Here is an 18,138-nt window from a genome sequence, read left to right as displayed (position 1 = left end):
CCATCGAAGGGGTTCGAAGGTCTAAGTTGGCGATGTCGGTTCGGCGTCTTGGGGGGCGCTGACCGGCGTCTGGGGATGTCTTGGGGGACTTCCTCGGAGATGCGTTGCCGGGGCACGTGCGCCGGGAAGCTTTGAGCGGCCCTCCCAGCGTGCGTTGTCCCGGCAGATGCACCACACATCACTGGAGCAGGAAGAGTTTTGCTCGTTCTGCTCGCAGACAGCGATTCGGGCGCTGTCTTCTCCGAGCGCCCGGCCGGATCCCGTGGGGGGAATCCGCACCGGGACATGGGAAGGCGCCCTGGTCGTCGGCCCGTGGGGGGACTGGCGGCTCAGGGCGCCTTCCGCTTTTTCACTTGTCAGCCCACTTCATGGGCAGGCCCTGACACCCGGTGCCTCAGCCGGGGAACAGCCCCTCAGGGGCACCACCGGGGCCTCTCACCGGCCCGAAGTCACGCTCGACGACGCCCGTGACTGTGCCGGCACGGGACACCCTCGCACCCCTGGCCGAACCACGAAGCCGCCGCCCGCCGACAGCCCCGGCGCACCCCCGACACCACCGAAGCCGGAGAACGGCCCATCAGGGGCACCACCGGAGCGGCGCCCCTCCACCGGCAGGTGTCAGCGCGCCTCGACCGGCACGAAGTCACGCTCGACGACGCCCGTGTAGATCTGGCGCGGGCGGCCGATGCGGGAGCCCGGCTCCTTGATCATTTCGGTCCACTGGGCGATCCAGCCCGGCAGGCGGCCGAGGGCGAACAGGACCGTGAACATCTCGGTCGGGAAGCCCATGGCGCGGTAGATCAGCCCGGTGTAGAAGTCGACGTTCGGGTAGAGCTTGCGCTCCACGAAGTAGTCGTCGGAGAGGGCGTGCTCCTCCAGCTTCAGGGCGATGTCGAGAAGCTCGTCCTCCTTGCCCAGCGCGGAGAGCACGTCGTGCGCGGCGGCCTTGATGATCTTGGCGCGGGGGTCGAAGTTCTTGTAGACCCGGTGGCCGAAGCCCATCAGGCGGACGCCGTCCTCCTTGTTCTTCACCTTGCGGATGAAGGTGTCGACGTCGGAGCCGGAGTCGCGGATGCCCTCCAGCATCTCCAGCACGGACTGGTTGGCACCGCCGTGCAGCGGGCCCCACAGCGCGCTGATGCCGGCCGAGATCGACGCGAACATGTTGGCCTGCGAGGAGCCGACCAGGCGGACCGTGGAGGTCGAGCAGTTCTGCTCGTGGTCGGCGTGCAGGATCAGCAGCTTGTCCAGCGCGGCGACGACGACCGGGTCCAGCTCGAACTCCTGCGCCGGCACCGAGAAGGTCATGCGCAGGAAGTTCTCGACGTAACCGAGGTCGTTGCGCGGGTAGACGAACGGGTGGCCGATCGACTTCTTGTACGCGTACGCGGCGATCGTCGGGAGCTTCGCGAGCAGCCGGATCGTGGAGAGGTCGCGCTGCTTCTCGTCGAACGGGTTGTGGCTGTCCTGGTAGAAGGTGGACAGCGCCGAGACGACAGACGACAGCATGGCCATCGGGTGGGCGTCACGCGGGAAGCCCTTGTAGAAGTTCTTGACGTCCTCGTGCAGCAGCGTGTGCCGCGTGATCTCGTTCTTGAACGTCGTCAGCTCGTCGACGGTGGGCAGCTCGCCGTTGATCAGCAGGTACGCCACCTCCACGAAGGTGGAGCGCTCGGCCAGCTGCTCGATCGGGTAGCCGCGGTAGCGGAGGATGCCCGCCTCGCCGTCGAGGTAGGTGATGGCGGATTTATAGGCGGCCGTGTTGCCGTAACCGCTGTCCAGAGTCACCAGACCGGTCTGGGCCCGGAGCTTCCCGATGTCGAAGCCCTTGTCGCCGACGGTGCTGTCGACCACCGGGTAGGTGTACTCGCCGTCGCCGTACCGCAGTACTACAGAGTTGTCGCTCACGTCTTCCCTCACCGACGTAGTGCCTCATCTTCGAGGTGCCCTGACTGTCTCTACCATCCCCCATTTGGCTCAGGAGAGTGCACTCGGGGTCGACCGTTGGGCCTATTGGCGGCACTCAGTGCCGCCAACTTGCCCATCCTGCCCGCTTTGAACGGCATCTGGAAGTGCTCTGTGACCTTCGTGACTCATTTGATCGATCATTTTTCACGGACCGGTCACCGACCCGCGCCGAGCCTGAAGTCCAGGGCCGTGCACCGCCGCCCCGCCGACACCGTGCGCACCGCCTGTCCGATCGCCTTGCGCGAACCCACGAGGACGACGAGGCGCTTGGCCCGGGTGACCGCCGTGTAGAGGAGGTTCCGCTGGAGCATCATCCACGCCCCGGTCGTGACGGGAATCACCACGGCGGGATATTCACTCCCCTGCGAGCGGTGAATGGTCACCGCGTACGCGTGCGCCAGTTCGTCCAGTTCGTCGAATTCGTACGGAACCTCCTCGTCCTCGTCGGTCAGCACCGTGAGCTTCTGGTCGACCGGGTCGAGCGAGGTGACGACACCCACGGTGCCGTTGAAGACACCGTTCTTCCCCTTCTCGTAATTGTTACGGATCTGGGTGACCTTGTCGCCGACACGGAAGACCCGCCCGCCGAACCGCTTCTCGGGCAGGTCGGGCCGGCCGGGCGTGATCGCCTGCTGCAGCAGCCCGTTGAGGACCCCGGCCCCGGCCGGTCCCCGGTGCATCGGCGCGAGCACCTGCACGTCCCGCCGCGGGTCGAGCCCGAACCTGGCCGGAATCCGGCGCGCCGCCACGTCCACGGTGAGCCGGCCCGCCTCCTCGGTGTCGTCCTCGACGAACAGGAAGAAGTCCTTCAGCCCGTCGGTCAGCGGGTGCTGACCGGCGTTGATGCGGTGCGCGTTGGTGACGACACCGGACTGCTGGGCCTGCCGGAAGACCCGGGTGAGCCGCACGGCCGGGATCGGACCGCCGTCGGCGAGCAGGTCGCGGAGCACTTCGCCCGCGCCGACGCTCGGCAGCTGGTCGACGTCCCCGACGAAGAGCAGGTGCGCGCCCGGCGGCACGGCCTTGACCAGCTTGTTCGCGAGCAGCAGGTCCAGCATGGAGGCCTCGTCCACGACCACCAGGTCGGCGTCCAGCGGCCGGTCCCGGTCGTAGGCGGCGTCCCCGCCGGGCTTCAGTTCCAGCAGCCGGTGCACGGTGGAGGCCTCGGCGCCGGTCAGCTCGGACAGCCGCTTGGCGGCCCGCCCGGTCGGCGCGGCGAGCAGCACCTTGGCCCGCCTGGCCCGGGCCAGCTCCACGATCGAGCGCACCGTGAAGGACTTGCCGCAGCCGGGCCCGCCGGTGAGCACGGCCACCTTCTCGGTGAGCGCGAGCCTGACGGCGGCCTCCTGCTCGGGGGCGAGGTCGGCGCCGGTCCGCGTTCTCAGCCAGCCCAGGGCCTTGTCCCAGTCGACGTCCCGGAAGCCGGGCATGCGGTCCTGCTCGCTCCGCAGCAGGCGCAGCAGCTGGGCGGACAGGGACAGTTCGGCGCGGTGGAAGGGGACCAGGTAGACGGCCGTCACGGGCTCGGAGGCGTCCCCCTCCGGCCCCGGCACCTTCTCCCGTACGACGCCCGGCTCCTCGCCCTCCTCCCCCGGCTCGGCCAGCTCGGCGAGGCACTCGATGACCAGCCCGGTGTCGACCTGGAGCAGCTTGACCGCGTCGGCGATCAGCCGCTCCTCGGGCAGGAAGCAGTTGCCCTGGTCGGCGGACTGGGACAGGGCGTACTGCAGGCCGGCCTTCACCCGCTCCGGGCTGTCGTGCGGGATGCCGACGGACTGGGCGATCTTGTCGGCGGTCAGGAAGCCGATGCCCCAGACGTCGGCCGCCAGCCGGTAGGGGTGGTTCCTGACGACGGAGATGGACGCGTCGCCGTACTTCTTGTAGATCCGCACGGCGATGGAGGTGGACACCTCGACCGTCTGGAGGAAGAGCATGACCTCCTTGATCGCCTTCTGCTCCTCCCAGGCGTCGGCGATCTTCCTGGTCCGCTTGGGGCCCAGCCCCGGCACCTCGACGAGCCGCTTCGGCTCCTCCTCGATGATCCGCAGGGTGTCCAGCCCGAAGTGCTGGGTGATCCGGTCGGCGAAGACCGGCCCGATCCCCTTGACCAGCCCGGACCCCAGATACCGCCGGATGCCCTGGACGGTGGCCGGCAGGACGGTCGTGTAGTTCTCGACGTGGAACTGCTTGCCGTACTGCGGGTGGGACCCCCACCGCCCCTCCATCCGCAGCGACTCCCCCACCTGGGCGCCGAGCAGCGCGCCGACGACCGTGAGGAGGTCGCCGGCGCCCCTGCCCGTGTCGACGCGGGCGACCGTGTAGCCGTTCTCCTCGTTGGCGTACGTGATCCGTTCCAGCACGCCTTCGAGCACGGCCGTGCGCCGCTCACCGCTCGTGGGGGTCCCCGCCTGTTGAGTCACGCCTCCGACGTTACCGGCGAGCTGTGACAGCGGGTTACCGCTCCGCCTTCTTCACCGCCTCCGGAAAGGCGGCGAAAGCGGGGGTGGGGAAGGTGAGGGGGGTGCCGGTGGGGCTTTTGGAGTCGCGGATGGCGGTGTGGGTGGGGGCGGTGGATATCTCCACACAGTTGTTGCCGTCACCCTCGCCGGAATAGGACGACTTCTGCCAGTTGTCCATGGGTACCTCACAGCTCCTTCGTCATCCGGTGGATGAAGTCACGCGATCGATCCGGTTCGAGCGATGCGGCCTCGATCCTATGGAAGCGTGTTCGATAAGCGTTGAGCTGCGCCTCGGAACCGCTGCGAACCGGTCCTCATCGTCATCACCCAGAGCAGTACGACCGCCAGATGGGCCTCGCGCCCGATCCGGCTCGGATTCCCCGGCTGGGAGTCGCTGATCGTACGCCCCCTGGTGCTGAGCCCGGACAACGTGCCGGTGATCGCGGACGAGAAGCAGGCCGAGAAGGACGTCCCCCTCGCGGTGCTCTCGGCCATGACACACGGCCGCGGACCGCAGGCTCCGGCCATACTGGAATCCCTGGCCGCCGCCCTGCGGACCATCGACCCCGACAGTGCCGCAGTCTTCGTACAGTTCGTCGACTCATGCCTGGCCGACCCCCAGGCGAAGCAGATGTGGAGGGACCTGATGACGGCGATCCAGTACTTCTGGCGCCACCCGCTCGCCGAGCAGGTACGCGAAGAAGGGCGGGAAGAGGGACGAGAAGAGGGACGAGAGCAAGGCAAGGCCGAGGCCAAGGCCGAGATGGTCCTCCGCGTCATGGAGTGGCGCGGCATCCCCGTCCCCGACGCCGTCCGCGACCGGGTCAGCGCCTGCACGGACCTCGGCCAGCTGGAAACCTGGGCCCAACGAGCCGTCCACGCGACGGACGCCAGGGAGCTGTTCGGCACAGAGTGAGCAAGTGACCGTGGGGCCGCCCGCTTCCTCTCAGGGCCGCGCCCCCACAGTCCGGCCCCGGCCGGTGTCACCCCTTGAGCCGGCCGGGGCCCGACAGCGTGAACGCAGCCTGCCCGCACGCTTCTGACCCTTGCTGGAGCGAGGCGTGTCGGCCCGGAGCACGACACTCGTCGAGAAGCGGGCGGCCCCGCGGCCGCCTCGCGGCCGGCCTCCACACCGAGGGCCTCACCCCCGCCCCTCCGCCCCGGTCACGATTGCGTTTCGGCCACCCTCACCCCCTTGCCCGTACGCCGTGTAATCGATTCCAATCCTTCCTGCGGCACGGCGTGGAATCGATTACACGCGCGGCCGTCCAGGAGTCTCACGAGGAGGTGAGCCGGCGTTGGCGAGTATCAAGGACGTCGCCGCCGCGGCCGGGGTGTCCGTGGCCACGGTGTCGCGGGTGCTGAACGACCATCCCTCGGTCAGCGACGACGCGCGCACCCGTGTGCTCGCCGCCGTACGGGAGCTGGGGTACCGGCCGAACGCCGTCGCGCGGTCGCTGCGGACCGACCAGACCCACACGCTCGGGCTCGTCATCAGCGACGTGCTGAACCCCTACTTCACCGAACTGGCCCGCTCGGTCGAAGAGGAGGCCCGGGCGCTCGGGTACAGCGTGATCATCGGCAACGCCGACGAGCGGCCCGAGATCCAGGACCATCACGTGCGCAACCTGCTGGACCGGCGGATCGACGGGCTCCTGATCTCCCCCACCGACGGCGGGTCCCCCCTCATGCTCGACGCCGCCCGCGCGGGGACGCCCATGGTGTTCGTGGACCGGTGGATCCCGGGCGTCGACGTACCGGTCGTACGGGCCGACGGGCGGGCCGCCGTGCGCGACCTCGTCGCCCACCTGCACTCCCTCGGGCACCGGCGGCTCGCGATCATCGCCGGGCCCGCCGCCACCACGACCGGCAGCGAGCGGGTCGAGGCCTTCCGGGAGGCGCTGGCCGAGTACGGGCTGCCCCTGCCCGACGCCCGCATAGGCCAGGGCGACTTCCAGGCCGAGAGCGGGCGGCGGGTCACCGAGGGGTTCCTGGACCTGCCGGAGCCTCCGGACGTCGTCTTCGCCGCCGACAACCTCATGGCGCTCGGCGCCCTGGACGCCGTACGCGCGCGTGGGCTGCGCGTGCCGGACGACATCGCGCTGGCCGCGTTCGACGACATCCCCTGGTTCGTGCACACCGACCCGCCCGTCACCGCGATCGCCCAGCCGACCGGTGAGCTGGGGCGGGCCGCCGTACGGGCCCTCGTCGACCGCATCGAGGGCCGGACCCCCCGGTCCGTCACCCTGCCCGCCCGGCTCGTCGTGCGCCGCTCGTGCGGCGAGCCACCCGCACCGTTCCCGGTGCAGTCCCCCTCCCCAGTGCAAAGGAGCACGTCGTGAGCAACCCGGACGAGTTGCTGCGCATCGAGGGCATACGCAAGACCTTCCCCGGCGTGGTCGCGCTCGACGGCGTCGACTTCGACCTGCGCCGGGGCGAGGTCCATGTGCTGCTCGGTGAGAACGGCGCCGGCAAGAGCACGCTCATCAAGATGCTCTCCGGCGCCTACACGCCCGACGGCGGACGGATTCTCGTCGGCGGCCGCGAGACGCGCGTCCACGGGGCGCAGGACGCCGAGCGGCTCGGGATCGCCACCATCTACCAGGAGTTCAACCTCGTTCCCGATCTGACCGTCGCCGAGAACATCTTCCTCGGGCGGCAGCCGCGGCGCTTCGGGATGATCGACCGGAAGAGGATGGAGGCCGACGCCGAGGCGCTCCTCGCGCGCGTGGGCGTCAACGTGTCGCCACGCGCGCGTGTGCGTGAACTCGGCATCGCCCGGCTGCAGATGGTCGAGATCGCCAAGGCGCTCAGCCTGGACGCGCGCGTGCTCATCATGGACGAGCCGACCGCCGTGCTGACCTCGGAGGAGGTCGACAAGCTCTTCGCCATCGTGCGGCAGCTGCGGGCGGACGGGGTCGGGATCGTCTTCATCACGCACCACCTCGAGGAGATCGCCGCGCTCGGGGACCGGGTCACCGTCATCCGGGACGGCCGGAGTGTCGGGCAGGTGCCCGCCTCGACGCCCGAGGACGAGCTGGTACGGCTCATGGTGGGCCGGTCCATCGAGCAGCAGTACCCCCGGCAGCGGCCCGAGCGCGGCCCGGCGCTGCTGTCCGTCGAGGGGCTCACCCGGGACGGGGTGTTCCACGACGTCGGCTTCGAGGTGCACGCCGGCGAGGTCGTCGGGATCGCGGGGCTCGTCGGGGCCGGGCGGACCGAGGTCGTGCGGGCCGTGTTCGGGGCCGATCCGTACGACGGCGGGGCCGTCACCGTCTCCGGGACGCGGCTCAAGGGGCATGACGTGAACGCCGCGATGGCGGCCGGGATCGGACTCGTGCCCGAGGACCGCAAGGGGCAGGGGCTTGTGCTCGACGCCTCCGTCGAGGAGAACCTCGGGCTCGTCACGATGCGGGCCGCCACCCGGGCCGGGCTCGTCGACCGCAAGGCGCAGCACGGGGCCGCCGAGCGGATCGCCGGGCAGCTGGGCGTGCGGATGGCGGGGCTCGGGCAGCACGTGCGCACGCTGTCCGGCGGCAACCAGCAGAAGGTCGTCATCGGCAAGTGGCTGCTGGCCGACACCAAGGTGCTGATCCTGGACGAGCCGACGCGCGGGATCGACGTCGGCGCCAAGGTCGAGATCTACCAGCTGATCAACGAGCTGACCGCCGCCGGGGCCGCCGTGCTCATGATCTCCAGCGATCTGCCGGAGGTGCTCGGCATGAGCGACCGGGTGCTGGTCATGGCCCAGGGCCGGATCGCCGGTGAGCTTCCCGCCGCCGAGGCGACCCAGGACGCCGTCATGGCGCTCGCCGTCTCCACCCCCACCACCAGCACGACCGACAAGGAGGCCAGCCGTGGCCACTGACACGCTCAAGAGCACGACGGGCGCGAGTGGCGCCCCCGGCGGCCTGCGCCGGCTGCTCCTCGACAACGGCGCGCTCACCGCGCTGATCGTCCTGGTCATCGCCCTGTCGGCGCTGTCCGGTGACTTCCTGACCACCGACAACCTGCTCAACATCGGTGTGCAGGCCGCCGTCACGGCGATCCTCGCGTTCGGTGTGACCTTCGTGATCGTCTCGGCCGGCATCGACCTGTCGGTCGGGTCCGTGGCCGCGCTGTCGGCGACCGTGCTGGCGTGGAGCGCCACGCAGCACGGGGTGCCGGTGCCGCTCGCCCTGCTCCTGGGCCTCGGCACGGGTGTCGTGGCGGGTCTGGTGAACGGCTTCCTCATCGCGTACGGCAAGCTGCCGCCGTTCATCGCGACGCTGGCGATGCTTTCCGTGGGCCGCGGTCTCGCGCTCGTCCTCTCGCAGGGGTCGCCGATCGCCTTCCCGGAGTCGGTCTCGCACCTCGGTGACACCCTCGGCGGCTGGCTGCCGGTGCCGGTGCTGGTCATGGTGGTCATGGGGCTGATCGCGGCCCTGGTGCTCGGGCGGACGTACATCGGCCGCTCGATGTACGCCATCGGCGGCAACGAGGAGGCCGCCCGGCTCTCCGGGCTGCGGGTGTCGCGGCAGAAGCTCGCGATCTACGCCCTGTCCGGCCTGTTCGCGGCCGTCGCCGGCATCGTGCTGGCCTCCCGGCTGTCCTCGGCGCAGCCGCAGGCCGCCTCCGGCTACGAGCTGGACGCGATCGCCGCGGTCGTCATCGGCGGTGCCTCGCTCGCGGGCGGGACCGGCAAGGCGTCCGGCACGCTGATCGGCGCGCTGATCCTCGCGGTGCTGCGCAACGGCCTGAACCTGCTGTCCGTGTCGGCGTTCTGGCAGCAGGTCGTGATCGGTGTCGTCATCGCGCTGGCGGTGCTGCTGGACACCGTGCGCCGCAAGGCGGGGGCGACCCCGGTGACCACGGGCGGGCCCGGCGGCAAGGGCCGGCAGGCGGCGACGTACGCGCTCGCGGCCGTGGTGACCGTGGCGGTCGTCGGCGCGACATCCCTCCTGCACACCGGTTCCTCCTCGTCCGCGAACCCGCGCATGGGCCTGTCGCTGTCCACCCTCAACAACCCCTTCTTCGTGCAGATCCGGGCCGGTGCCCAGGCTGAGGCGAAGAAGCTGGGCGTGGACCTGACCGTCACCGATGCCCAGAACGACGCCTCGCAGCAGGCCAACCAGCTGCAGAACTTCACCAGTTCGGGCCTGGGCGCGATCATCGTCAACCCGGTGGACTCCGACGCGGCGAGCAACTCCGTGAAGGCCGCGGGCAAGGCGAAGATCCCGGTCGTCGCCGTGGACCGCGGGGTCAACAAGGCGGCCGTGGACACGCTGGTGGCCTCGGACAACGTGGCCGGCGGTGAGCTGGCCGCGAAGACGATCGCCGAGAAGCTCGGCGGCAAGGGCAAGATCGTGATCCTCCAGGGCCAGGCGGGTACGTCGGCGGCGCGGGAGCGGGCGCAGGGCTTCGCGAACGGGCTGAAGGCCTACCCCGGCATCCAGGTGCTGGCCGAGCAGCCCGCCGACTTCGACCGCACCAAGGGCCTCGACGTGATGTCGAACCTGCTCCAGGCCCACCCGGACGTGCAGGGCGTCATCGCCGCCAACGACGAGATGGCGCTCGGCGCGATCAAGGCGCTCGGCTCCAAGGCCGGCACGTCGGTCCAGGTGGTCGGCTTCGACGGCACTCCGGACGGGCTGACGGCGGTGAAGAACGGCACGCTGTACGCGTCGGTCGCCCAGCAGCCGAGCCAGCTGGGCCGGATCGCCGTGGACAACGCGCTGCAGGCCGTGCGGGGCAAGAAGGTGGAGCCGACGGTGAAGGTGCCGGTGAAGGTGGTCACGAAGGACAACGTGGCCGGTTTCACGGGCTGACGGAAGACGGTCCGGGGCGGCCGGTCGTTCGCCGGGATGTGGTCCATCCTGGTGGCGGCCGTCCGCCCGGAGGTCATTTCTCAGGGGAGTCAGGGAGTCAACTGATGTACGACTACGACCTGTTGGTCGTGGGTTCGGCCAACGCCGACCTGGTGATCGATGTCGAGCGGCGGCCCGCCGCCGGTGAGACGGTGCTCGGCGGCGACCTGGCCGTGCACCCCGGCGGCAAGGGCGCCAACCAGGCGGTCGCCGCCGCCCGGCTCGGCGCGGGTACGGCCCTGCTGGCGCGGGTCGGCGACGACGGCCACGGCCGGCTGCTGCTGGACTCCCTGCGCTCGGCGGGCGTCGACACGGTCGGCGTGCTGGTGGGCGGAGCGCCGACGGGCGTGGCGCTGATCACCGTCGATCCGTCCGGGGACAACAGCATCGTGGTGTCGCCCGGCGCCAACGCCCGGCTCACCCCGGCGGACATCCGTGCGGCGGGCAGCCTCTTCCACGCCTCGCGGGTGGTCTCGACGCAGTTGGAGATCCCGCTGGAGACGGTCGTGGAGGTCGTACGGCAGCTGCCCGCGGACAGCCGCTTCGTCCTCAACCCCTCGCCGCCGCGTCCGCTGCCCTCTCAGGTGCTGGCGGCCTGCGACCCGCTGATCGTCAACGAGCACGAGGCCCGGGTGATCCTCGGCGACGCGTGCGTGAGCGACGCGCCCGAGGACTGGGCGAAGCTGCTGCTGGCCAAGGGGCCGCGCTCGGTGGTCGTGACCCTGGGCGCCGAGGGCGCGCTGGTGTGCGACGGGTCCGGGGTGACGCGCGTGCCGTCGGTGCGGGTGGACGCGGTGGACACCACGGGGGCGGGCGACGCCTTCACGGCCGCGCTGGCCTGGAAGCTGGGCTCCGGTGCCGAGCCGGCCGAGGCGGCGGGCTACGCGGCCCGGGTCGGCGCGGCGGCGGTGACCCGGCGGGGCGCGCAGGAGTCGTACCCGACGGCGCGGGAGGTCGAGGCGCTGTGAAGAAGGCGGGCATCCTCAACCGTCATCTGGCCGGTGCACTGGCCGAGTTGGGGCACGGGGACGGGGTGCTGGTGTGCGACGCCGGTATGCCGATCCCGGCCGGGCCGCGCGTGGTGGACCTGGCGTTCCGGGCCGGGGTGCCGTCCTTCGCCCAGGTGCTGGACGGTCTGCTGGCCGAGCTGGTGGTGGAGGGCGCGACGGCGGCGCGGGAGCTGCGCGGGCCCAACCGGGCGTTGCTGGACGGCCGCTTCACCGACCTGGAGCTGGTCCCGCACGAGCGGCTGAAGGAGCTGTCGGCGGGGGCCCGGCTGGTGGTCCGCACCGGGGAGGCGCGGCCGTACGCGAACGTGCTGCTGCGATGCGGGGTGTTCTTCTAGGGCCGGGCGCCCGGCGGCCCCGGGCCGGATCGCCCCGGGGCCGCCCGCTCCTGGTGCCCGCGGCCCCCGCGCCGCCGGGCGGTCTACGGGGCGACGAGCGCGCGCTCCCAGTGCTGGGTGTCGGCGTACTCGCGCATGCCGGTGATCTTGCCGTGGCGGACGGTGAAGACGCCGATGTTGTGCTGGTCGTAGGCCCTGCCCGTCCTGCCGGTGGCCCAGGAGTCCCACTCGACCAGCACCTGTTCGCCCTCGCCGAAGACGTTGGTGACCTTCAGGCCGATCTCCCGGTCGGGGTCCAGGTGGGCGAAGGCGGTGGCCAGGAATCCGTTGATCACTCGGTCCCGGCCGCGCCAGGTGCCGGAGATCGGCAGGTCGCCCCCGTACCAGCAGGTGGCGTCCTCCGCCCAGCTGTTCCGGATCGTCTCCTGGTCCCCGGCTGCGAGCGCTTGAAAGTAGCGCAGCACCACGCCCCTGGGGCCTTCGGCCGCGGTGTGTTCGGTGGTGGTCATGACGGCACCGGTCCCTTCGGCTACTTGTCGGCGGTGAGCGTGCCGGCGCTGCCCCAACTGTCGGCCGGGGTCTCGTGGATCCACACCTGGACGGTGTCCGCGGGGATCTTGTAGGCGTCGACGAAGGCGTCCGTGATGCGGGCGACCAGTTCGCGCTTCAGCTCGACGCTGCGCGGGCCCTGCTGGACGGTGACGATGGGCATGTCCGTCTCCTCGGATCGGTTGACCGTGTTTCCTGCTCGACCACCAGTCCACCCGATCCGGGGCGCGCGACCCAGGGCCACTTCGCGCACGCAGCGTTCACGAAGCGCGATCGCTCGCCCCGACCGCACGGCAGGCGTCCAGCAGGGCCGCGAGGCGGGCCGGGGGCGCGTCGCGCCGTACGGCGAGCGCGGTCGGCAGGACCAGGGGGGTGCCGTGCCCCCCGGTGTCGCGCACCGGCAGGAAGGCGACGCGGTCGGTGGCCAGTTGCACGGCGTGCGACGCGTACACCACGCTCCAGCCGGGCGTGCCCGCGCCCAGGGCGGCCAGGGTGTCCTGCAGCGAGCTGTGCGACGGGCCGGGTACGGGCTCGAAACCGGCGTCCCGGCACGCGCCCACGACGAGGTCGACCAGGGGCGGATTGTCGCGCCGCGCCGTCAGGTACAGCGGCAGGCCGGCCAGGTCGGCCAGGTCCACCTCGGCCTGTCGTGCGAGGACGTGCCGGGCACCGAGGACCACCAGCAGCCGGTCCTGCCACACCGGGACCAGCCGGACTCCGTCGGGCCCCTCCTCCACCCCGCGGACGAAGGCGGCGTCCAGCTCACCGCGGGCCACCCGCTCCAGCCGTACCGTCGTGGGGCCCGAGGCGAGTTCCACCCGCAGATAGGGAGCCGGCCCGGTCAGCTTCTCCAGCACCTGGTCCAGCCGGTCCCCCATCCCGGTGCTGGTGCCCACCCGCAGCCGCTCACCCCGGGCGCCGGCGTAGTCGGCCACCGCCGCGCGCGCCCGCTGCTCGGCCGCCAGCACCTCGCGCGCCGCCGGCAGGAACCGCTGCCCGGCCTCCGTCAGCCGCACCCGCCTCGGCGACCGGTCGAAGAGATCGGTGCCCAGTTCCCGCTCCAGCCGCCGCACCTGCTGGCTGACGGCCGACTGTGCGATCAGCAGCCGTTCGGCGGCGCGCGCGAAGTGCAGCTCCTCGGCCACCGCCACGAAATAGCGAAGTTGACGCAGTTCCATGCGCCTAGCTAAGCAATGGCCTCCTCGTCGGCCCGAGCCGGGCGCCCCTGCTCTGCGCGACGCGCCTGACGTCCGTCAGGGACTCACTGAGCCGACGGGCGACGTATCTCAACTCCTCACTGCTCACGCGCTCTGCCCGGAGATCGCGTGCGGCCACCCCGTCGTACCCGTCCGCGACACCAAGAACACCACCGGCCATACCCTGCTCTTCTCGACGGACGGCTGGGCCTCCTTCGTGGCCGCCGTGAAGCAGGGGCGCCTCGCACGCTGAAGAGCGAGAGGCCCGCCCGGACCGACGGCCGGGCGAGCCTCTCGGCCGGCTAGCGGAAAGCGCTGTGGAAGCGCTCCGCCGTCTGGGCCAGCACCTCCCGGCCGTCCCGGGCCCACAGCTCCTCGTTGAAGAGTTCGACCTCGATCGGGCCCGTGTAGCCGGCCGCCTCCACGTGACCTCGCCACTCGCGCATGTCGATCGCGCCGTCCCCGATCTGACCCCGCCCGTTGAGGACGCCCTCGGGCAACGGGGTGATCCAGTCGGCCAGTTGGAAGGTGTGGATACGACCGCCCGCCCCCGCCCGCGCGATCTGCGCGGGCGCCTGGTCGTCCCACCAGATGTGGTACGTGTCGACAGCCACCCCGACCTGGTGCGCGGGGAAGCGCTCGGCCAGGTCCAGCGCCTGGGCCAGGGTCGAGACGACGCAGCGGTCGGCGGCGTACATCGGGTGCAGTGGCTCGATGGCGAGGCGGACCCCGTGCCGTTCGGCGTAGGGCCCGAGTTCGGCCAGGGCGTCGGCGATGCGTTCGCGGGCCGCCCGCAGGTCCCTGCTGCCGGGTGGCAGGCCGCCGGAGACCAGGACGAGGGTGCCGGTGCCCAGCGTCGCCGCCTCCTCGATCGCGCGACGGTTGTCCGCCAGCGCCGCCGCCCGCGGCTCCGGGTCGATCGCCGTGAAGAAGCCGCCCCGGCACAAGGTCGTCACCGTCAGGCCCGCCTCACGGACCAGTTTCGCCGTCGCCTCGACGCCGTACGACCGCACCGGCTCGCGCCACAGGCCGACCTGGCCGATGCCCAACGTGCCGCAGGCGTCGGCCAGTTCCGGCAGGGACAGCTGCTTCACCGTCATCTGGTTGATGCTGAGACGCGACAGGTCGGCGCTCACTGGGCCACTCCGTACAGGGCGAGCAGGTTCTTCATGCGCTCCTCCGCGAGCTTCGGGTCCGGGAAGAGGCCGAGGCCGTCGGCGAGTTCGTAGGCACGGGCGAGGTGAGGCAGGGAGCGGGCCGACTGCAGCCCGCCGACCATCGTGAAGTGCGACTGGTGGCCCGCGAGCCAGGCCAGGAGGACCACGCCCGTCTTGTAGAAGCGGGTCGGGGTCTGGAAGAGGTGGCGGGACAGTTCCACCGTGGGGTCGAGCAGGGCGCGGAAGCCCGCCGTGTCGCCCGTGTCCAGGACCCGTACGGCCTGCGCCGCCAGCGGGCCCAGCGGGTCGAAGACGCCGAGCAGGGCGTGGCTGAAGCCCTGGTCGTCGCCCGCGATCAGCTCGGGGTAGTGGAAGTCGTCGCCGGTGTAGCAGCGCACGCCCTTCGGCAGGCGGCGGCGCAGCTCGACCTCGCGCCGCGCGTCGAGCAGCGACACCTTGATGCCGTCCACCTTGTCCGGGTGCGCGGCGATGACCTCCAGGAACGTCTCGGTCGCCGCGTCCAGGCCGGCCGAGCCCCAGTAGCCCTCCAGCGCCGGGTCGAACATCGGGCCCAGCCAGTGCAGGATCACCGGCTCGGCGGACTGGCGCAGCAGGTGGCCGTAGATCTCCAGGTAGTCCTCGGGACCCCGCGCCGTGGCCGCGAGCGCCCGCGACGCCATCAGGATCGCCTGTGCGCCCGCGTCCTCCACGACGGCGAGCTGTTCCTCGTAGGCCGCGCGGATCTCGGGCAGGCTCCCGCCGGTGATCTGGTCGGTGCCGACCCCGCAGGCGATCCGGCCGCCCACGGCCCTGGCCTCGGCCGCGCTGCGGCGGATCAGCTCGGCCGCGCCCGCCCAGTCCAGGCCCATGCCGCGCTGGGCGGTGTCCATGGCCTCGGCGACACCGAGCCCGTGCGACCACAGGTGGCGGCGGAAGGCGAGGGTGGCGTCCCAGTCGACGGCGGCGGGCGAGTCGGGGGACACGTCGGCGTACGGGTCGGCGACGACGTGCGCGGCCGAGAAGACCGTACGGGACGCGAAGAGGGTGCCCGGCGTCACCGCGAGCGGTTCGGTGCGCGGTTCGTACGTCCGCAACGCGCCCTCGCAGGAGGGAAGCCGGATGGTCACAGCGCGATCTCCGGTACCTCGATGCGGCGGCCCTCGGCGGAGGACCTCAGGCCCAGTTCGGCGAGCTGGACGCCCCGGGCGCCGGCCAGCAGGTCCCAGTGGTACGGCGCGTCGGCGTAGACGTGCCTGAGGAACAGCTCCCACTGGGCCTTGAAGCCGTTGTCGAACTCCCCGTTGTCCGGGACCTCCTGCCACTGGTCGCGGAAGACCTCGGTCGCGGGGATGTCCGGGTTCCAGACCGGCTTGGGGGTGGCGGAGCGGTGCTGCGCCCGGCACTTGCGCAGGCCCGCCACGGCCGAGCCCTCCGTGCCGTCGACCTGGAACTCGACCAGTTCGTCGCGGTTTACGCGGACCGCCCAGGAGGAGTTGATCTGGGCGATCGCGCCGCCCTCCAGCTCGAAGACGCCGTAGGCCGCGTCGTCCGCCGTCGCGTCGTAGGGCTTGCCGTTCTCGTCCCAGCGCTGCGGGATGTGGGTGGTGGCGAGGGCCTGGACGGAGGTCACACGGCCGAACAGCTCGTGCAGGACGTACTCCCAGTGCGGGAACATGTCGACGACGATGCCGCCGCCGTCCTCGGCGCGGTAGTTCCAGGAGGGGCGCTGGGCGGGCTGCCAGTCGCCCTCGAAGACCCAGTAGCCGAACTCGCCCCGGACGGACAGGATCCGGCCGAAGAAGCCGCCGTCGACGAGCCGCTTCAGCTTCAGCAGGCCCGGCAGGAAGATCTTGTCCTGGACGACGCCGTGCTTGACGCCCTTCGCGTGGGCGAGGCGGGCCAGGTCGAGGGCGCCCTCCAGGCCGGTAGCGGTGGGCTTCTCGGTGTAGACGTGCTTCCCGGCCGCGATCGCCTTCTTGATCGCCTCCTCGCGCGCGGAGGTCACCTGGGAGTCGAAGTAGATGTCCACGGACGGGTCGGCCAGCACCGCGTCCACATCGGTCGACACGTGCTCCAGGCCGTGCCGTTCGGCGATCTCCCGCAGCGCGGGTTCGCGGCGGCCGAGCAGGACCGGTTCCGGCCACAGCACGGTGCCGTCGCCCAGGTCGAGGCCGCCCTGTTCGCGCAGGGCGAGGATCGACCGGACGAGGTGCTGGCGGTAGCCCATGCGCCCGGTGACGCCGTTCATGGCGATACGCACCGTCTTGCGTGTCACGTCAGTCCCCTCATGCCAGTGCAGCAAGCGCTTTCTATCACCTCAGAAGCTAGCCTCTGAGCAGTGGTCTGTACAAGACCGTTGTCCGGTCGAGTTGTTCGAGGGGGCGAACAATCCGGCCCGATGGCTTTAGGGTCTGCTGGACGCCCACTCGGAACCGCGAGCCGGACCTGGCTGTCTACGAGGGCGTACGACACGAAGCGCGACCGGAGGACGACGAGATGACGGTGACCCTGGCGGACGTGGCGGCCCGCGCCCAGGTCTCCCCCGCGACGGTGTCGCGCGTACTGAACGGCAACTACCCGGTGGCCGCCTCCACACGCGAACGGGTGCTGCGGGCGGTGGACGAGCTGGACTACGTCCTCAACGGCCCGGCCAGCTCGCTGGCCGCCGCCACGTCCGACCTGGTCGGCATCCTGGTGAACGACATCGCCGACCCCTTCTTCGGGATCATGGCGTCCGCGATCCAGACCGAGATCGGCGGCACGGGCGGGGGCCGGGCGGGCGGTGAGCGGCTGGCGGTCGTGTGCAACACCGGCGGCTCGCCCGAGCGGGAGCTGACGTACCTGACCCTGCTGCAGCGGCAGCGGGCGGCGGCCGTGGTGCTGACGGGCGGCGCGGTGGAGGACGCCCCGCACGCGGCGGCGGTCGCGGCGAAGCTGCGCAAACTGGCGGAGGCGGGGACGCGCGTGGTGCTGTGCGGGCGCCCGCCGGCGTCCGACACCGGGGCCGTCGCCCTCACCTTCGACAACCGCGGGGGCGCGCAGCGGCTGACCGAGCATCTGCTGGGCCTCGGCCACCGCCGGCTCGGCTACATCGCCGGCCCCCAGGAGCGGACCACGACCCGGCACCGGCTGGAGGGGCACCGGGCGGCGCTGGCCGAGGCGGGGGTCGAGGAGGATCCGCGCTGGACGGTGTACGGCCGCTACGACCGCCGGTCCGGGTACGAGGCCACGCTGGAGCTGCTGCGCCGGGATCCGGGGCTGACGGCGATCGTCGCCGCGAACGACTCCGTCGCGCTGGGGGCGTGCGCGGCGCTGCGGGAGTCCGGGCTGCGGATTCCGGCGGACGTGTCGGTGGCCGGTTTCGACGACCTGCCGTTCAGCATCGACGCGGTGCCGTCGCTGACGACGGTGCGGTTGCCGCTGGCGGAGGCGGGGGCCAGGGCCGGGCGCATCGCCATGGGCCGGGAGGAACCGCCGCCGGGAGGCGTGGCCGGCGTGCGGGGCGAGCTGATGGTACGAGAGTCCACCGCCGCACCCCGCACCTGAACACCGGCCCGCCCCGGACAGCCACCCAGACATCGACGCCACGCCGACACCAGCGCGCTCACCGCCGGCCGA

The 18,138-nt window shown here is 71.5% G+C and carries 16 protein-coding genes and 2 pseudogenes; 8 read left to right on the top strand and 10 right to left on the bottom strand.

Translation table 11 applies throughout. The features are described from left to right. Positions 1 to 618: 618 nt before the first annotated feature. The 4 genes and pseudogenes from ACZ60X_RS23015 to ACZ60X_RS23000 form a co-directional block, all read right to left on the bottom strand. A complete protein-coding gene (locus ACZ60X_RS23015) occupies positions 619 to 1,908 on the bottom strand; it encodes a citrate synthase (RefSeq protein ID WP_469601411.1) in 1,290 nt (429 codons plus the stop codon). A gap of 215 nt (positions 1,909 to 2,123) precedes the next feature. Beyond that, on the bottom strand, positions 2,124 to 4,388 hold the full coding sequence (gene recD2 / locus ACZ60X_RS23010; protein WP_469601409.1) for an SF1B family DNA helicase RecD2: 2,265 nt from the start codon (positions 4,386 to 4,388) through the stop codon (positions 2,124 to 2,126). Positions 4,389 to 4,422: 34 nt separating this feature from the next. Then, positions 4,423 to 4,605, bottom strand: a complete 183-nt coding sequence (locus ACZ60X_RS23005) for a DUF397 domain-containing protein (protein WP_469601406.1) — start codon at positions 4,603 to 4,605, stop codon at positions 4,423 to 4,425. 7 nt (positions 4,606 to 4,612) lie between these two features. Then, a pseudogene (locus ACZ60X_RS23000) lies at positions 4,613 to 4,726 on the bottom strand (transcriptional regulator); the annotation flags it as partial. Between ACZ60X_RS23000 and ACZ60X_RS22995 the strand changes: the two are divergent. The 6 genes and pseudogenes from ACZ60X_RS22995 to rbsD form a co-directional block, all read left to right on the top strand. Continuing rightward, positions 4,726 to 5,343, top strand: a pseudogene (locus ACZ60X_RS22995) (hypothetical protein); the annotation flags it as partial. The pseudogenes ACZ60X_RS23000 and ACZ60X_RS22995 overlap by 1 nt on opposite strands. Before the next feature lie 382 nt (positions 5,344 to 5,725). After that, positions 5,726 to 6,769 (top strand): LacI family DNA-binding transcriptional regulator, encoded by a 1,044-nt coding sequence (locus ACZ60X_RS22990; RefSeq protein ID WP_469601405.1) that lies wholly within the window; start codon positions 5,726 to 5,728, stop codon positions 6,767 to 6,769. Further along, positions 6,766 to 8,295 (top strand): sugar ABC transporter ATP-binding protein, encoded by a 1,530-nt coding sequence (locus ACZ60X_RS22985; protein WP_469601401.1) that lies wholly within the window; start codon positions 6,766 to 6,768, stop codon positions 8,293 to 8,295. The genes ACZ60X_RS22990 and ACZ60X_RS22985 overlap by 4 nt, the downstream gene beginning before the upstream one ends. Beyond that, positions 8,285 to 10,234, top strand: a complete 1,950-nt coding sequence (locus ACZ60X_RS22980) for an ABC transporter permease/substrate-binding protein (protein ID WP_469601398.1) — start codon at positions 8,285 to 8,287, stop codon at positions 10,232 to 10,234. Before ACZ60X_RS22985 ends, ACZ60X_RS22980 begins: the two co-directional genes overlap by 11 nt. A gap of 104 nt (positions 10,235 to 10,338) precedes the next feature. After that, on the top strand, positions 10,339 to 11,241 hold the full coding sequence (locus tag ACZ60X_RS22975; protein WP_469601395.1) for a ribokinase: 903 nt from the start codon (positions 10,339 to 10,341) through the stop codon (positions 11,239 to 11,241). Beyond that, on the top strand, positions 11,238 to 11,618 hold the full coding sequence (rbsD, locus tag ACZ60X_RS22970; protein WP_469601392.1) for a D-ribose pyranase: 381 nt from the start codon (positions 11,238 to 11,240) through the stop codon (positions 11,616 to 11,618). The genes ACZ60X_RS22975 and rbsD overlap by 4 nt, the downstream gene beginning before the upstream one ends. Before the next feature lie 83 nt (positions 11,619 to 11,701). Here rbsD and ACZ60X_RS22965 read toward each other — a convergent pair whose 3' ends face one another. The 3 genes from ACZ60X_RS22965 to ACZ60X_RS22955 form a co-directional block, all read right to left on the bottom strand. Then, the gene (locus ACZ60X_RS22965; protein WP_469601390.1) at positions 11,702 to 12,127 is read right to left on the bottom strand and encodes a nuclear transport factor 2 family protein; all 426 of its coding nucleotides are present in this window, start codon (positions 12,125 to 12,127) and stop codon (positions 11,702 to 11,704) included. A gap of 20 nt (positions 12,128 to 12,147) precedes the next feature. Beyond that, positions 12,148 to 12,330, bottom strand: coding sequence for a 4-oxalocrotonate tautomerase DmpI (gene dmpI / locus ACZ60X_RS22960; protein WP_469601387.1), 183 nt, complete (start codon positions 12,328 to 12,330; stop codon positions 12,148 to 12,150). 97 nt (positions 12,331 to 12,427) lie between these two features. Further along, complete coding sequence (locus ACZ60X_RS22955) at positions 12,428 to 13,345, bottom strand: LysR family transcriptional regulator (RefSeq protein ID WP_469601385.1); 918 nt, start codon at positions 13,343 to 13,345, stop codon at positions 12,428 to 12,430. On the opposite strand from ACZ60X_RS22955, the gene ACZ60X_RS22950 reads away from it, so the two are divergent. Beyond that, a complete protein-coding gene (locus ACZ60X_RS22950) occupies positions 13,344 to 13,616 on the top strand; it encodes a DUF397 domain-containing protein (protein WP_469601383.1) in 273 nt (90 codons plus the stop codon). The genes ACZ60X_RS22955 and ACZ60X_RS22950 overlap by 2 nt on opposite strands. A 49-nt stretch (positions 13,617 to 13,665) precedes the next feature. Here the strand turns inward: ACZ60X_RS22950 and ACZ60X_RS22945 are convergent, their stop codons facing one another. The 3 genes from ACZ60X_RS22945 to ACZ60X_RS22935 are packed head-to-tail and all read right to left on the bottom strand — an operon-like array spanning position 13,666 to position 16,795. Continuing rightward, positions 13,666 to 14,463: a sugar phosphate isomerase/epimerase family protein gene (locus ACZ60X_RS22945; protein WP_469601600.1), complete on the bottom strand. Its 798-nt coding sequence runs from the start codon at positions 14,461 to 14,463 to the stop codon at positions 13,666 to 13,668. 32 nt (positions 14,464 to 14,495) lie between these two features. After that, the gene (locus ACZ60X_RS22940; protein WP_469601380.1) at positions 14,496 to 15,647 is read right to left on the bottom strand and encodes a dihydrodipicolinate synthase family protein; all 1,152 of its coding nucleotides are present in this window, start codon (positions 15,645 to 15,647) and stop codon (positions 14,496 to 14,498) included. Further along, the gene (locus ACZ60X_RS22935) at positions 15,644 to 16,795 is read right to left on the bottom strand and encodes a Gfo/Idh/MocA family protein (RefSeq protein ID WP_469601378.1); all 1,152 of its coding nucleotides are present in this window, start codon (positions 16,793 to 16,795) and stop codon (positions 15,644 to 15,646) included. Before ACZ60X_RS22935 ends, ACZ60X_RS22940 begins: the two co-directional genes overlap by 4 nt. Positions 16,796 to 17,016: 221 nt before the next feature. Here ACZ60X_RS22935 and ACZ60X_RS22930 point away from each other — a divergent pair, with 221 nt between their 5' ends. After that, complete coding sequence (locus tag ACZ60X_RS22930) at positions 17,017 to 18,066, top strand: LacI family DNA-binding transcriptional regulator (protein WP_469601375.1); 1,050 nt, start codon at positions 17,017 to 17,019, stop codon at positions 18,064 to 18,066. The last annotated feature ends 72 nt before the right edge of the window (positions 18,067 to 18,138 follow it).

The organism is Streptomyces sp. NPDC104106 (assembly GCF_055584345.1).
This window is presented reverse-complemented; position numbering and strand designations above follow the sequence as displayed.

Bases quoted from the DNA above. Each gene is read 5' to 3' on its own strand.
- dmpI (WP_469601387.1), bottom strand. From the start codon at position 12,330: ATGCCCATCGTCACCGTCCAGCAGGGCCCGCGCAGCGTCGAGCTGAAG.
- ACZ60X_RS22975 (WP_469601395.1), top strand. From the start codon at position 10,339: ATGTACGACTACGACCTGTTGGTCGTGGGTTCGGCCAACGCCGACCTG.
- ACZ60X_RS22945 (WP_469601600.1), bottom strand. From the start codon at position 14,463: ATGACGGTGAAGCAGCTGTCCCTGCCGGAACTGGCCGACGCCTGCGGC.
- ACZ60X_RS22930 (WP_469601375.1), top strand. From the start codon at position 17,017: ATGACGGTGACCCTGGCGGACGTGGCGGCCCGCGCCCAGGTCTCCCCC.
- ACZ60X_RS22955 (WP_469601385.1), bottom strand. From the start codon at position 13,345: ATGGAACTGCGTCAACTTCGCTATTTCGTGGCGGTGGCCGAGGAGCTG.
- ACZ60X_RS22965 (WP_469601390.1), bottom strand. From the start codon at position 12,127: ATGACCACCACCGAACACACCGCGGCCGAAGGCCCCAGGGGCGTGGTG.
- ACZ60X_RS22950 (WP_469601383.1), top strand. From the start codon at position 13,344: ATGCGCCTAGCTAAGCAATGGCCTCCTCGTCGGCCCGAGCCGGGCGCC.
- ACZ60X_RS23005 (WP_469601406.1), bottom strand. From the start codon at position 4,605: ATGGACAACTGGCAGAAGTCGTCCTATTCCGGCGAGGGTGACGGCAAC.